This window comes from Spiroplasma sp. BIUS-1 (genome assembly GCF_010365805.1).
GTDB lineage: Bacteria > Bacillota_I > Bacilli_A > Mycoplasmatales > Mycoplasmataceae > Spiroplasma_A.
The window spans coordinates 653639-668398 of sequence record NZ_CP048386.1 but is presented as its reverse complement, the minus strand read 5'-3'; the positions used below and the strand labels follow the sequence as shown (position 1 = coordinate 668398).

The 14760-nt window shown below is 26.9% G+C and carries 11 protein-coding genes; all 11 read left to right on the top strand.

Annotated features, from left to right (window positions below):
* The first annotated feature begins 2 nt into the window (after positions 1 to 2).
* The 11 genes from oppC to SBIUS_RS03125 all read left to right on the top strand — a co-directional run bounded on the left by oppC (position 3) and on the right by SBIUS_RS03125 (position 14509).
* Positions 3 to 965: an oligopeptide ABC transporter permease OppC gene (oppC, locus tag SBIUS_RS03190; protein ID WP_162685049.1), complete on the top strand. Its 963-nt coding sequence runs from the start codon at positions 3 to 5 to the stop codon at positions 963 to 965.
* Positions 966 to 978: 13 nt separating this feature from the next.
* Complete coding sequence (oppD, locus tag SBIUS_RS04495) at positions 979 to 2868, top strand: oligopeptide ABC transporter ATP-binding protein OppD (RefSeq protein ID WP_203352873.1); 1890 nt, start codon at positions 979 to 981, stop codon at positions 2866 to 2868.
* Between the two features lie 4 nt (positions 2869 to 2872).
* The gene (gene oppF, locus SBIUS_RS04490) at positions 2873 to 5035 is read left to right on the top strand and encodes an oligopeptide ABC transporter ATP-binding protein OppF (RefSeq protein WP_203352872.1); all 2163 of its coding nucleotides are present in this window, start codon (positions 2873 to 2875) and stop codon (positions 5033 to 5035) included.
* A 22-nt stretch (positions 5036 to 5057) separates the two neighbouring features.
* Complete coding sequence (locus SBIUS_RS03160) at positions 5058 to 7331, top strand: ABC transporter substrate-binding protein (protein ID WP_162685048.1); 2274 nt, start codon at positions 5058 to 5060, stop codon at positions 7329 to 7331.
* A 71-nt stretch (positions 7332 to 7402) separates the two neighbouring features.
* The gene (locus SBIUS_RS03155) at positions 7403 to 8338 is read left to right on the top strand and encodes an alpha/beta hydrolase (RefSeq protein ID WP_162685047.1); all 936 of its coding nucleotides are present in this window, start codon (positions 7403 to 7405) and stop codon (positions 8336 to 8338) included.
* Between the two features lie 15 nt (positions 8339 to 8353).
* Positions 8354 to 9640, top strand: a complete 1287-nt coding sequence (locus SBIUS_RS03150; protein WP_162685046.1) for an ATP-binding cassette domain-containing protein — start codon at positions 8354 to 8356, stop codon at positions 9638 to 9640.
* A gap of 5 nt (positions 9641 to 9645) precedes the next feature.
* Entirely contained in the window at positions 9646 to 10614 is a 969-nt protein-coding gene (locus SBIUS_RS03145) for an ABC transporter permease (protein WP_162685045.1), read from the top strand.
* A 103-nt stretch (positions 10615 to 10717) separates the two neighbouring features.
* Entirely contained in the window at positions 10718 to 11638 is a 921-nt protein-coding gene (locus SBIUS_RS03140; protein WP_162685044.1) for a hypothetical protein, read from the top strand.
* 6 nt (positions 11639 to 11644) lie between these two features.
* Positions 11645 to 12502: a MurR/RpiR family transcriptional regulator gene (locus SBIUS_RS03135; protein WP_162685043.1), complete on the top strand. Its 858-nt coding sequence runs from the start codon at positions 11645 to 11647 to the stop codon at positions 12500 to 12502.
* Positions 12502 to 12840: a hypothetical protein gene (locus SBIUS_RS03130; protein WP_162685042.1), complete on the top strand. Its 339-nt coding sequence runs from the start codon at positions 12502 to 12504 to the stop codon at positions 12838 to 12840. Before SBIUS_RS03135 ends, SBIUS_RS03130 begins: the two co-directional genes overlap by 1 nt.
* Before the next feature lie 61 nt (positions 12841 to 12901).
* Positions 12902 to 14509: a hypothetical protein gene (locus tag SBIUS_RS03125; protein WP_162685041.1), complete on the top strand. Its 1608-nt coding sequence runs from the start codon at positions 12902 to 12904 to the stop codon at positions 14507 to 14509.
* Positions 14510 to 14760 lie beyond the last annotated feature (251 nt).

Here is a 14760-nt window from a genome sequence, read left to right as displayed (position 1 = left end):
TTATGGAACAAAAACTATATACAAATGAAGAAATGAATTCTATAGATGGTTCACTCTTCAAAATTATTGGAACAAAGCATGAAGAATCAGAAAGAATTACAAATAAACCATATAGTTACTGAAAATCAGTACTTACAAGAGTAAGTAAATCAAAAACATTTATTATTTCATTAATACTTTTAGTGGCAATCATTATAATGGCATTTTCAATTGGAATTGGACAAGATCCTGTGCCTGTTGAAAGACCAGGAATTGATATAGAAGCACCAAGCTGACAACATATTTTTGGATTAGGAAAATTTGGAGAAGATCTATGAACTAAAATGTGAATTGGAACAAGAACAACATTGATATTTACTTTCTTTGTTGCTTCAATTCAAATTTTATTAGGAATAGTATTGGGTTCAATCTGGGGGTTTTTCTCAAAGTTAGATTTAGTTTTCATTGAAATCACTAGATTTTTAACACTTATTCCATCATTAATTTTATGATTGATAATTATTTTCCTATTTGGAGGAACTACCACAATACCAGTATTAATATTTGGTATATCAATTACAAGTTGAATTACTTTAGCTGCGGTTATTAGGGTTCAAATCATGCTTGTAAGAAATGCAGAATACAACATTGCATCAAGAGTATTGGGAACTCCAAGTTCTAAAATCATTAGAAAAAACATTATGCCAAAAATATTGCCAATTGTTATTCAAACATCAACATTTGCAATTCCAACAGCTATTGCTATAGATGCATTGCTTGCATACTATAACTTTGGATTTGTAACTAACACATTAGATCAAGCATCATTAGGATCTATTTTAAATGAATTATTATCAGGATCAGATTGAGAAGTGTATCCACACTTATTAATTATTCCAGTAGTATTTGTTGGGGGAATTTCACTATTATTCTTCCTTGCAGGTAAAGTATTTGCCGATTCATTAGATCCTAAAACACATAGATAGGAAGTAAAAAATTATGAACAAAGAAAATAGAATTATATCTGTTCGTGACATGGAAGTTAAATTCCAAGTTAGAGGTAATTTTTTAACAGCTATTAGAAATGTTGATCTAGATTTATATGACCAAGAAATTCTTGCAATCGTAGGAGAATCTGGAAGTGGTAAATCAGTTATTACAAAAACTTTTACAGGTATGTTAGAAGCAAATGGATGAGTAAGTAATGGATCTATCGTTTATAGACCAAACAAAGATGCAGTTGACAGCAATGAAACTTATTTCAAAGACCCAATTGATATTGTTAACTTACAAAGTCCATTGATTTCAAAAGATGTTATTAAAAGTGTTGTGAAAATCAATAATGAAAAAATAAAAGAACTTTTAAATGAAATAAAAGAAATATATAAATTAAATCCAAAATACAATGGTAATTTGGAACAAAAAGAATTACAAAAAATTAGATTAGAAAAACAAATAGAATCTGAACAAAATGAAACAATTTTAGAAGGTTTAAAACAACAATTAAAAGAATTAACAGAAGAGTTAAAATCTAGCTTACTAGATGAAAGTACAATTTCATCTACCAAAGAAATCAATAATGAAAAATACAATATATTATTAGCTAAAAGAAAAGAACAATTAGAAAACCTAAATGCAAACATTGGGTTTAGTTCAAACAATAGACATGCAAATAAAATAATTAAAACAGAAGTGAAAATTAAAGCTATTCAAGAAACTATTGAAATTATCAATAAAGACTCTTATAGAGATGAATTAGTAGCTTTAAAACTTGAAAAAATATTCAAATTAGAAATGGATATTAATAAAGTTAAACCATTGAGTATGAAAAGTAGAAGCAATGTGTCTAAAATAACTTCAATGATTGAAAAGTTTATTGAAACAAAAGAGAAATGAAATGAAGAAGAACAAGAATTTGTTATTAAGTATTTTTCAAGTAAAAAATACTTAAATAGATTCGAAAATGAATTACAAGCAATTTGTTTATCAATTATAGAAAAAAATACTTTAGATGTTGATCACTTCAATAACATATTGGTGGACTGAAAAAGAATTAAAAACAATGATTTTGTAAACAAAGTAAAAGCTTTAAAAGAAATCAGACAATTAAGAGGAAAAACAATTTCAACAATTTTCCAAGACCCAATGACTTCTTTAAACCCATTACTACCTGTAGGATTTCAAATTACAGAAGTATTGAGAAAACAAGTTGGTTTAAATAAAAAAGAAGCAAAAGAAGAAGCAATTGAATTATTAAGAAAAGTTGGAATTCCAAATCCTGAAAAACGTTTCAAAGATATTCCAGGAAGATATTCTGGAGGTATGCGTCAAAGAGTTGTTATAGCAATTGCTCTTGCTGCAAGACCAAAAATATTAATTTGTGACGAACCAACAACAGCGCTTGACGTTACAATTCAAGCACAAATCTTAGACTTGATTAAAGAATTACAAGCAGAATACAAATTCTCAGTTGTATTTATTACTCACGACCTAGGAGTTGTTGCAAAAATTGCAGATAGAGTTGCAGTTATGTATGCTGGACAAATAATCGAAGTTGGAACAGCAAGAGAAATCTTTGATGATCCAAAACATCCATATACTTGAGCATTATTATCTTCATTACCTCAATTAGGTAAAAAAGGAGATGACTTATTCTCAATAGAAGGAACACCTCCATCATTATTTAATGAAATAATAGGAGATGCATTTGCTCCAAGAAACAAATATGCATTGGAATTAGATTATATTAAACAACCTCCAATGTTTAAAGTTAGTGAAACTCACTTTGCAAAAACATGATTATTAGATCCGCGTTCTCCAAAAGTGGAAAAACCAAATATATTAAAAAACTTACGTAAACGTATTGAAGAAGCAGAAAAGGTAGGATAAAACTATGTCAACAAACAAAGATGTACTTTTAAACATTAGGGATTTAGTAATTGAATTCCGTGCTAAAGGTAAAAAATTTAGAGCTGTTCAAGAGACTAGTTTTGACATCTACAAAGGTGAAATATTTGGTTTAGTAGGAGAATCTGGAAGTGGAAAAACAACAATTGGTAGAGCAATAGTTGGAGTACAACCATTGAAAGATGGTGCCATTTATATGGACGACAACATTGTTGCTGGAAAACCAACAAGTTTATACACTCTAAACAGAGAGATATCTAAAAAACTTGAAAATATGTCATACAAAATGAATATTACAACAAGAGAAATACAATCAAGAATTGATGGATTAAAAGCTCTTTATGAAGATTTCTTGGCAAATCCAAGAGAGTTAACTCATGAAGATCTTGAGAAATTTGCAAAAAGCTCAAGATTGAATTATTTAAAAGATATCTTATTAGAAAACTTAAAATATATAAACTCTATTATCAAAAATGAAGATAGAATGATTAAATTTGTAGACAATTTAAATTCTTATGTTGAAAATGTTTCAAAAGAACTTGAAAAATCTGTTCTTACAAAACTTAAAGAAACAAAAGAAACAATTATTTCTATGAAAGAAAATGCAGATGAAATTTATTTAAAAATAAAAGAAGTTTCTCAATATAGAGATTCAATTACAGAAGTTTCATCAAATAATATGGAATCAGTTGTTAAAAAAATTCTTGAATTGTGAAAATCAATTACAGATAATCACAAAGAGTTTTTAACAAAACTAGAATGAGCTAAATCATTACAATTCCAATTACATGCACTATCTTCTCCAATGAATAGAAGAGAAAAATTTATTAACTATTACAATAAATTAATTTATGTAAATAGAAATGAATTCTTTGAAGAATGCAAAAACCAATTTGAAATTATGAAAGCGAATGGGGCAGATTCTTCAGATAAAGAATATAAAAAATTAGATTACTTTATTAGAGATTTTTGATCTAAGAAAAACTTAAATCTAAATGCAAGTAAAGAAATCTTAAAATTATTGTCAGAAGAAAAAGTTGTAACTGAAAAAGTTCAAGCTTTAGCTTCAAAATTAAAAAATACTGATTTTGAAAACTCAATTAAAGAATTAGTTGAAAATGAATCAAAAATAACTGATTCAAAATTAGAAGAACTTAAAAAAGAATTAAAATACATTACAAAAATTGTTAATAGAAACATTGTAAAGGATAGAGATTCAATTGAAACTTTCTATGCCTGAAAAGGAATTGAAAATAAATTCACACAAGAAGAAATTGATTCATTTGTTGAATTAACAGAATTCTTAGATTTACCTTCAATTGATGAAATCATAAAAGATTCATACTTATTTAAAGTTCAATCTAAAGAACAAAAGAGAAAAAACAGAAAAGATATTCAAATGATTTTCCAAGATCCAGGTTCATCACTAAATGATAGAATGGCTATTGAAGAAATCATTGCAGAAGGAATGGAAAACTTCCCAGATCTTTATAAAGGTCAAGAAGCAAAAGAATTATATGTAAGAGAATATAATGAAGCAAATCCTGATGAAAGAATTACATTGGATGATGCAACTCCAGCTAAAGTTAAAAAACACATTATTTTAAAATTAGTTAACTCAGTTGGGCTTTTACCAGAACACTTATCTAGATATCCTCATGAATTTTCAGGAGGTCAAAGACAACGTGTTGGTATTGCAAGAAGTTTAGCAATGCAACCTAAAGTTATTGTTGCTGACGAACCAATTTCTGCTCTTGACGTTTCTATTAGAGCTCAAGTATTAAACTTGTTTAAAAAATTCCAAGAAGAATTAGGAATTACTTATGTGTTTGTTGCCCATGACTTGTCTGTAGTTCGTCACATTGCTGACAGAATTGCTGTAATTTATCATGGACAAATTATTGAAATTGCACCAGCAGAAGAGTTATTTAAAAATCCTCTTCACCCCTATACAAGAGCATTGCTATCTGCAATTCCAATTCCAGAACCTGAACTTGCAAAACAAACTAAATTAGTTGTTTATAATCCAGAAGAAGAACACAAAGACTATATCTTTGATTTACCATACTTTAAAGAGATAACAAAAGATCACTTTGTATGAGCTAATAAAAGAGAAATAAAAGAAATTAAAAAATTAGTAAAGAAATAGAACAACGAAAGGAAGATTTAAAATGTCAGTATGATATAAAAAAACATTAGGACTACTTGGATTAGGACTAGCAACAACACTAGTTTCATCTTCTGTTGTTTCTTGTGGTGTAGCTTCTTTTGATGCGATTCTTAATAGAGTTGTAAATGACAAAGTTTATAAAGCAAACTATACAATGAACGTTTCGAGTTGAAATACAGCTCACTCAATGCAAGCTGAAGACTCAAGAATTTGAGCGAATACATTTGATACATTTTTATCAACAGATCAATATGGAAGAATTTATGGTTCTCTTGCGGTAAGTGAATATGGTCAAGATATGAATAAACTTAAAGAAGGTTATTCATATGTTGGAAATCATAGTAATGATTTCAAAACTTGAACTTATGCTGTAAGACCAATGAATTGAGTTGATACTAATGGAAAAGTTGTTATTGGAAATAAACCAGATATAGTTTATGATGGTGTTATTGAAGCTGCGATTTATGCTTTAAATCCAAATAATAACTCAGACGTTTCTGAATTATGAGTTTCATTTATTGATGGAGCAGAGCACGTTCAAGAATTATTTAGTGAAGGTAAAGATCAAGAAGCTATTAATTTTATTAAAAGTGATCGTTTTGGTATTCAAAAAGGAGAAAAATGAGAAGAATATGATACTGTTAAATTTAATTTAACAAAATCAGCATCATATTTTGAAAGTTTATTAACTTATTCTGTGTTTTCTCCAATTCAAGATAGCAAAAAAGGAGTTTTAAATGATTATACAAAAGCTTTATATAATGGGGCTTACTATGTACAACAAGCACCTCAAAATGGAAAAATAATTCTTAAGAAAAATGAAGAGTATGCTTTAAAAGATAGTACAAAAATTGAAACTTTAGAATATAACTATCTTGATGGAGCTTCAGCTGCAAAAGAAAGAACTTTATTCGAATCTGGTTCAACATCATTTTTTGAATTAAAATCAGATGATTTAAAAGGTTGAAATAGATATATTGGTAAAGGTGAAGAAAGTTATGAAAATCCTAACTTTGGTTCTGCTTACCAAATGGAATCACCAGATAAAGCTGGATCATTTATGTTAGTTTATAACTATTTTAATGCAAATATAACAAATGGTGCTTTACCAAAAGATGAGCAAGAAAGAGCTTTGAGTGCTTCAAAACTTTTACAATCAAAAGCAGCAAGAGCTTATATTTCAACAACAATTGATAGAACAGAAATGGTTAGATATTTCTCAAAAACAATTGATGAGCCAGGAAAACCCTCTCAAATGTTAAGAAATACTTATACTGGAGTTGGTGTTTCTGCTCATGAAGGTAAAGATTATACTGAATATGTTGCAGATAAATATAATGAAAAAGTTAATAGTAACCAAAACACTCAAAAAGATGATAATCCTTTAGCTGATGGAAAAGATCCTTATAAAGGTAAAAGTCATGAATTAACTGGTGAAACTCAAGAGCAATTAAGACAAGATACACTAAATTTTATTAAAGAAAATAATATTAAAACTCAAAAAGTTAAAGGTTATAAAGGGGATAGAGTTGTTCTAAAACTTATTTTAAGCCCTTCTAATAACACAAGTATGAATCCTTATATAAACATGATGATGAAAGCTTTCAACTCTGTTGAAGGAAATCCTATATATGTTGAAACAAAAACTATGTCTTCAACTGATGAATATAGAACAGAAGGTTCAAAAGGAGCAACTGATTTATTTCTAAGTGGTTGATCTCCAGACTACAAAGACCCATCATCATTTTTAGAAACAATTACATTAACAGGTCCTTATAGAGGATATAATGGAACTTCAAGGTTATTTAAAAAGGATACAAACGGAAACTATGTTTTAGCAAATGAAAAAGTTAAAACTGGTGAAACTGACGATTTATTAAAAGCAATGGTTGATTATTCAGATGGTTATAAAGAAGCTGATAAAAATAAAAATGAGCCAGATGAAAGATATAAAGCTTTTGCTGAGCAAGAATTTAATTATTTTTATGAAAATTTCTTAGCTTTACCTTTATACACAAAAGCTATGCCTAAAGTATGACAAGTTAGTCACCTAACACCATACACTAAATCAGTAGAAGCGTTTGGTACTGCTCAATTTAAACTATATAATGTTTTAATAGACTCTCAATTAAGAAGTAAAGAAGCTTATGATAAAGCTTTAAAAGAGTTTAATGAAAATAAAGCATTAGTTAAAGTTGATTGAACAAAAAATAGACAAGGTGCCCATTGAAAAGTGCAAACTGACAAAGATGGCAATCCTTTAAATTTTAATTAATAAATATTTTAAAAAATCTACATTTATGTAGATTTTTTTTATACTATTAAATAAGCGAGAGGTATAAATGTATGAACGAAAATTTTATTGAAAAAGTAATAAATATGATAAATAACAGAAACAGAGACAATCATGAAATTTACAAAAACAATGGATATATAAACCTTCTTAGTTTATATCAACAAGCTATTTTTGATGAAACAAAAGACCAAGAAGTTTTAAATTTAGATATAAGAAGTTTTAAAAGAGTAGAATTTAAATCTTTTGATAATAAAAATCTCGTAGGTATTTATCACTTAAATGAAGTTAAAACGAATAAATGAATAATTGCTTGCCATGGTTATTCTTCTTCAAAAGAATCTGCAACAATTGCAAGTTATTATTTTAATAAACTTGGATATAATATTTTCTCATTTGATTTTAGAAATCATGGAGAATCAGATGATGCTCTAATAACTATGGGTATCAATGAAGAAAAAGATCTTTTAAAAGCAATTGAATATGTTACTCAAGAATTAAAAGCAAAAGAAATTGGTTTAATTGGTTTTTCAATGGGAGCACATACAGTAAATAGATTTGTTTTATCAAACAAAGTAAAAAAATATAATATTAAGTTTGCAATATCTGATTCAGCTTATTTTGAAACCAAACAAGTTTTAAAAAGAGTTGTTAACTCAATTGGAGGACCATTAATTGGTAATGTGTTTGATAAGTTATTAGTAGATATTTATAGTGTATATAATAATAAATATAATATTAATATCGATGAAGACACTTTAACATATAGAATTCCTCTTTGTGAAAAAACATGTCCTGTTCTTTATTTACACTCTAAAAAAGATGCAGTTACAGATTTTCAAGACAGTGAAAAATTTTATAATCTAAGAAAACTTTTAGATGAAAAAGATATTCTACATATTTTCCAAACAGGAGAACACATAAGAACTCAAATTTTACATCCAGAGATGTATTGAAAATTAGTAGAAAATTTTGTTAGCAAAAAATAGAAGGGACACTTAAAAATGGAAAACAAAGAATTATGCGTATCTTTAGAAAATGTCTCTAAAATTTTTAACAAAACCGTTTGAGCTATCAAAAAAGTTAACTTAAAAATCTATAAAGGAGAAGGGGTTGCTGTAATTGGTCCTAACCAATCTGGAAAGAGTGTTTTGGGAAGATTGATTGCAAGTCAGATAAAACAATCAGGGGGAGTTATTCAATATAACTTTAGCAATGATAATGTTATGGCAAATATTGGGTTTCAGTTCAGACAAACAACTTGACCAGATGGTTTTAAAGTAAAAGAAATATTTAATTTATATAAAAACATTCATAATGTTACTGACAAAAAATGATTAGATGACATTATAAATGTTTTTGGTATTGATTCTAGATGAGAAAAAAACTTATCTTCATGTAATACGAGTTGATTACAGTTATTTTCAATTGCTTTAGGTATAATTCATAAACCTGAACTAGTTGTTCTTGATGAAGTTTCTTCATCAATTGGTTTAGACTTTAAAATAAAAATATTAAATTTCTTAAAAGATTACAAAGAAGAAAATAATGCAACTTTTGTAGTGGTATCACCAGATGACTCTACTTTTGAAATACTTTGCCAAAGAGTTATTGTTTTAGAAACAGGATTTATTATTTCTGATGACTACATAACTGATTGAGATAATAATTTAACTTTTGAAAAATATTCATTAAGTATAATGAATGCCATAAAAGAAAATGAAATAACTGTAAAACCAGATCCTCTATTTAAACCTATAATTAAAAAGTTTGACACTAATGTAGAAAACTTTAGAGAAAAGTACAATGCATTTTTAGAAAAAAATGTTGAGTATGAAAACGAACCTTATGTAATTGAAATTAGAAATATTGATTTCCATTTAAATGAATTACACAATATTTTAGATCACCTGAATTCAACTGCAATTAATAGAAAAAATATAGATCAAGTTATTTTACATACAAAAATGCTAATAAAGATTTTCAAAAATACAAAGAAAAAAATAAACAAGCTTGATCCAAAAGTTAAATATAAAAAATCTGCTATTTCGTTTTTTTCAAAAACAGAAAAGTTTTTAAATTATTTGGTGGAAGATTTATATAAAAGTTTTAAATCAAACAAATACATTGCATATGCAACAGAGCTTACTGCTCAATTATCAAGAAAAGAATTAGAACAACTTTCAACTTTAAAGAAAAAGTATATTCAAGAAGAAATTAAAGTTATGAAGTTAGAAAATAAAATTTTAAGAAAGCAACAAAGACAAGCGAGAAAAGAAAGTAAGAGGTAAATAAAATGAGATCAACTAGATGAAATACATTTAAGTTAATTTTTTCAATGCAATTTTCAAATTATAAAAAAGATGCATTTGTAATTTTTTCTGGTTGAATCATAACTACTTTAACATTAGTAATTTGACTTGCATTTAAAAATGAATCAACTGGAAGTGAAGAAATTTTACCAGATGCCTTTATTTTGGCGAGTGCCATGGGTATGAGTGTAATTAGAAATTGTTTATTCAACTTTGTTAAGACAATTTATGATTACAAGAATTCTTTGTTTTTTGAAAAAATATTTTCAACAAATATTTCTAAAACATTTGTTTTTTCAACAATTATTCTATTTAATCAAATGATAAATATAATTGTAGCTATTTTTATGTTTTCTGTGGGTATGTTGTTTTCTGATCAAAGAGATTATTTGGTAAACGTAAACTGACCTATATTTTTACTTGGTTTCTTTTTACTGGCTATATCTTCAAACTTAATTGCTTTAATAATAGTTTTTACAACAAAAAAATATGAATGAGCATCTGTAATTGCTAACTTATTTTATTTTTTACCAGTGTTTCTTTTAGGTCTTGGTATTCCTTGAAGATTGTTAGAAAAAAATAAATTTATAATGGCAATTGGATTCTTACTACCACAAAGATACTTTTTAAATATAATGGCTTCAGGTTGATCTGGAGATATAACTATGCAAAAGAATCAGTTTTGATACAATGGTCATTTTTGAATACCATATGTTGTTTCAATAATCATAATTGTTATTTCGTTATTAATAATTGGATATATTTTTATTAAAAAATTTGAATTTGAAAATAAAAGGTTTCAAAAGTACTCAAGTACAATGAAACACATGGCAATTATTTCAAGTATTAAAAAAGCAAACTCTATTGAAGAGTTAAACGAAGTTTTGGATATCAAAAAACTTACAACTGAAATTAAAGAAAAGAAAAAAATATTAAGAGGAAAGAAAAAATAATATGAAAAAAAGCAATCAAAAAATAAAATTGCATAATAACTTAAAGGTTTTTAGAGACTTATATTTTTTGTCAATTAAATCCTTTATATATTCTCCTATAAATATGTTTTTAGGAGTTTTTCTAGTTATTTTTACATTATTCATTTGATTGCTTTTTAAAGGTGACAATCCATTTTTATTTGCCTCAGCTATTGGTACTTTAATTGTTAGAAATGGTGTACACACTTTTTACAGAACATTATCTACTAACAGAAATACAGGTTTCAGTGGAAGAATAAATAACACTGGAATAAATGCTTTTATAAAGCCAGCTGCAAGTATTTGTGCTAACTTTACAATTAATTTTGTTACAACTTTAATACTTATGGTTCTAACTCTAATCTTTTTTGAAAAACAAAGAGTTTTATTTTCTGGAGTTAACTGAGTCATGTTTATTTTTGGAGCTTTATGTTTATGAATGTTATCTGTAATGATAAGTTATACTATTTTTGCTTTTGTTAAATCAACTCCAGTAGGAACAATTTATGTTTCTTTAATTTATCTTTTCTCTTATAACTTACTTGGTTGTGCTTTTCCTTATGAAGTTATTGCAAGAGTTGGCTGATTAAATTTTATTCTTTACTTTTTACCACAAAGATACATGTTAAATGTTATGCAAGCTGGTTGAGTAAATGCAAAAAATCTTGTATATGAAGGAGTTGGTGTGAACCATACTTATAAAGTTGACTTTAGGTTAGGGGGAAGTCTTGCAATTCCTTTCATTGTTACTTTTTGCTTTATCTTTATACTGTCATTTTTACTAATAACATTTATAATAATAAGGTCAAGAAAAACAAAAACTGATATGTATGGATCAAGTGTTGTTCTTAGGCTTTCAACAGAATATATTAATAGTGTTAAACAATGTTCAAGTATTGAAGAGTTAAAAAAATTAAGAGAAAAACACTTAGAGAATAATGCTTTCAGCTCCAATTTTATGGATATGAAACCTAAAAGAATTGATCTTAAAAAAAGAAGGAAATAAAAGTATATGAAAATAATTAATTTAGAAGATGGTAAGCTAAACTCCACAGAAAGTTCTATATTGAACTTAATAAACAATGATCCAGATTTCTTTTGTACACATTCAATTCAAGAAGTTTCAAAAGAAAGTAATGTAAGTCCATCAACAATGACTAGAGTTTGTCAAAAACTTGGTTTTAAATCTTTCAAATCAACACAAATGTTTGTTTATGAAAAATCAAGAATGCAAAGTGGTTATTACAAACTTGGAGAAGATAATACAATTGAAGAAATTATTCATAATGTTAGGGGAGCTGGAATTTATACAATAAATGAAACTTTAAATAGCATTGATGTTAAAGAAATTGAAGAAATTTCTAAGAAAATTTACTCATCAAAAAGAGTAATAATATTTGGTTTAGAACAACAACAAATAAGTGCAAGTTCTTTTGTTCTGAACTTATCAAGAATTAATATAATGGCTCAAAATGTATCAAATATTCACAACTACGTTCAAAGAACAATATTTTTTGATGAAAATGACTTTGCTATTTTTATCACTAGAACTGGTTGAACAAAAGAAATTCTAGAATCAATTAAATGAACTTATAATAAAAACATTCCGATGCTTGTTTTAACAGCGGATAGAGAAATTACAATTGAACAGTTAGAAAAAGAAGTTGATGTTACAAAAATACATATGATAGAAACTCAAACTATTAGTAACGACAAAATAAAATATCCTTCAATATCTTCTGTTCCTGGAGAAATGATCATTTTTGACTTAATTTTTAACATAATAGTTAGTCAAAACGAAAAATACAGAGAAATGTTTAAAAAAACAGCAGAAATTTCTCTTAACTGAAACTTTGAGGGGAAATTTTAATGGATAATTTAGAATTGCTTAGAAAAATTGATTCTCTTCAAAAAGAATTAGATAATTACAAAAAAAGAGAAGAATACACTAGAAATGGATTAGAAAGAATTAAAGATGTCTATGAAATAGCTAGAAAAAACGCTGAAATAATTATTTCTAAATCTGTTGCTTTAGCACATGATTTTAAAAAAGATATTGAAGATGTTCTAATCAATATTGAAAGAAATCCAGTGGAATTCACAAAATACTTACAAGAATTTATAGACAAAAACGATCATTTTTTAAATAATAAAGATGAACAAACCAAAGAGTTTATAGATGAAATTATTGATAGTTTTAAAAAATAGGCAATTATAAGATAAATTGCTATTTTTTTTAATGTATAATTATTTTAAAAGGAGAATTTTTATGAAAAAACTACTTACAATATTAGCTGCTGCTTCATTTTTAGTTTCAACTTCAACTACAACAGTAGTTTCTTGTACAGTAAAATCTAAATCAATAAATTCTCTTAACTTTAACTGAGATCTTGGTGTACTTGAAGAAGTTAGTCAAAAAGAAATAATTAGAGCTATTGCACGAGTTAATGATATTGATTTAAATGACAAAAGAGGTATTGAATTACTTGCAAGTATGAAATTTGATTATAATTCTACTGTTAGTTTTTTTGAAGAAGGTACAACATCAAACCCTGGAGATAAATTGACTTTTATTTCAAAAATAGAAGCAACTCCAAATTCTAAAGTTTTAAAAGGTAGTGTAAATATTACATTTAAAGCTACAGATGAAGCTGTTATTAAGTCACAAAACCCAATTCAAAATCAAGAAAAAAACTTAGTAGGAACTTGATGAAATTGAGGTAACACAATAAAAGATGAACATAATAATGATAAAGGTCTTGGTTGAAGAGGTGTTTTTTTGGAGCAATTTGCTTACAATGAAAAAAACCCTTATGACATAATAAATATATCTTCTCTATATACTAAAGCTGGAGAGTATCAGATTGATAGTTTAAATATAAATGATCTTACTTATAATCCACATCCAAAACCTGAAAATCCTGGATGGCCATATGATGGAGACAATGATGATACTAATTCTCACTTTTTGATTGATAGAAAAAAAAGAAGAGAAACTAATGGTTCTTCAAAAGAAGGTTTTGGAAAAGACCCAAAAATAATAACCTCTTTGGGTGGAGCCACAGCTGATAGAATGATGTGAAAGTGAAATCAAAAGAATCAATTGAAAAATAAACTTAAAGAAGTTTTGGATACTTTTGGTCTTGACGGTTTAGAAATAGCTCTTTCTGGTAGAACTCTTTACAACAGAGAAAGTCAAGAAACTCTTTCTCAAGCTGTAAAAGAAATAATGGTAGAAAACTGATTACAAGGTAAAGATTTTTATTTATCAATTTCAACAAGAATACCATGATTGCTTAAAAGTGCAACTGCAATGAATAAACCTTCAGTTGTTCCTTTTATTGAATCAATGGATGGTTGATTCAATGATATTTCAATTATTACTTATAATTTAAGTAGACCTGTAAACCAAATAATAGCACCAGAAACATTTACAGTTGATGGAGTTACATACGAAAAAGGAGAGAAAATAAGATCAAATCTTTCTCCGGATATTGAAAAGGCTGCTTTCTTTTACGGAACAATAAGAGCTCTTTTGGACGATAAATGAAATCCAAATTCAAAATATTATGATTTATCAAATAAACCTATAAGAATTGCAACAACAACACCGTTTGCAAGTTCAACAGGTGGTTTTGGTTTCGAAAAAAATTCTGATGAAAGTAATTTAGAAATAGCTTTAAGAGAAATTTATAAGGATACTAAAGTTTCAAATCCTGATGTTGCAAGAAACATTGTAGGTTTAAGTTACTTTGGTATTACCTTAGATCAAATAATTTCAAATGAAAAACCTACAGAACCAACAAAATTTAATCACGGATCAAGCTTATCTAAATTTATTGAAGAAGCAAATAAACTAAATAAACCAAAAAAATAATAAGACAAGACTTAAATAAATCTTTTTCACAGAGAGTTAATGGTTGGTGGAAATTAACAAAAGATTACTTAAGTTATCACTTATTTTATTAGGAGAAGAAAAGTGCGTACCTAGTAGAACTCCTCGCTTGGAAAGCGTTAAAAATCTAATTGAGATGAATAAACATTTATTTTTTGTGTTTATTTAATTAGGATGGTACCGCGTTAAAACGCTCCTATTATTAGGAGCGTTTTTATTTTGAAAGGAATTAA